Annotated in this window: 1 protein-coding gene; it reads right to left on the bottom strand. The window is 57.8% G+C overall.

The window, feature by feature from the left end; genetic code table 11:
- Nucleotides 1-18 precede the first annotated feature (18 nt).
- On the bottom strand, nt 19-1,252 hold a 1,234-nt coding region (locus FC652_RS19900; protein WP_176299879.1), incomplete at its 5' end, for a VCBS domain-containing protein.

The raw sequence follows: 1,252 nt of genomic DNA, 5'->3' as shown, positions 1-1,252 counted from the left end.
TTGTCGGCGTCGATGATGTCAAGCTTGCCGCTCACGCTTTGGACTGTGTCGACCTTGTCGGCCGTAGTTGCCATCTTCCACGTTGCTTTGCACTTGGAACACCGCTTCGCCCTTGTCGGCGTCGATGATGTCAAGCTTGCCGCTCACGCTTTGGACTGTGTCGACCTTGTCGTCGCTGTCGCCATCTTCGGTGACGGTGCCACGGTCGGTGTCGCCTTGCTCTGTGCCCACGCTGATGTCGGCCAGATCGTTGGCGCCCACGATGGTGATGGTTAAGGTGTTGGTCAAACTTTCCGTGCCGTCACTCGCGGTGTAGGTAAACACGACCGGTGCCGTTTGACCTGCCGCCAGTTTCTGCGCATCTTCTCCGTTGGCGTTAAAGCTGTAGCTGCCGTCTGCGCGGATCGTTAAGGTGCCGTAGCTGTTGCTCAGTACGGTCTCTCCGCTCGCGTTGACCGCGGTCGCGGTGCCTGTGCTGCCGCTCAGGATCCCAGTTACGGTCAGGATATCGCTATCCACGTCGCTATCATTCGACAGCAATCCGTTCTCGGCAGTAACTATCAGTAGATCATCTTCATTTACCGTACCGACATCTGCTTTTAACACTGGCAGAGTGTCATTATCTTTGATGACCGCTGTGCCCGTCATGGTCGTGGATTGTATCGCGGTCTTTCCGCTCAGATTGAAGGTTTCGTCACCTTCGTACACGCCATCGTCGGTGGTTTGGACGGAGACGCTGAAGTGGGTGTTGCCCGCTGGCACAGTGATCGCGAAGGTCCCATCGCCATTGACCGCCACCGTTTGAGTGGTGCCGTCTTTGTAGGTTACGGTCACTTCGGTGTCTGTGAAATCTGTGCCTGCGGTGGCGCTGTCGCCCGCTAAGGTCAACGTCACCGTGGTCGCCGTGGTGCTGGCGTTGCTCAAGTTGACCTCGAACGTAGCGCTCTCCCCTTCAGACACGATTGGGCTGCTGATGCTCGATACCGCTGGGCGATCGTCGTCTGACGTGCCATCCGGTGGCGTTACGCTGCCATCGTCTTTTAGGGTGGCGGTGCCCGTCATCGCCGTGAATTGTATCGCGGTCTTTCCGCTCAGAGTGAAGGTTTCGTCACCTTCATACACGCCATCGTCGGTGGTTTGGACGGAGACGCTGACCGTTGTATCGCCCGCGGGGACCGTGACATTGAAGGTGCCATCGCCGTTGACCGCCACCGTTTGAGTGGTGCCGTCTTTGTAGGTTACGGTCACTTCG

This window comes from Vibrio sp. 05-20-BW147, from assembly GCF_013369385.1.
Classification (GTDB): Bacteria; Pseudomonadota; Gammaproteobacteria; order Enterobacterales; family Vibrionaceae; genus Vibrio; species Vibrio floridensis.
The sequence above is the reverse complement of the archived record's forward strand: the minus strand, read 5'-3'. Positions and strand labels throughout refer to the sequence as shown.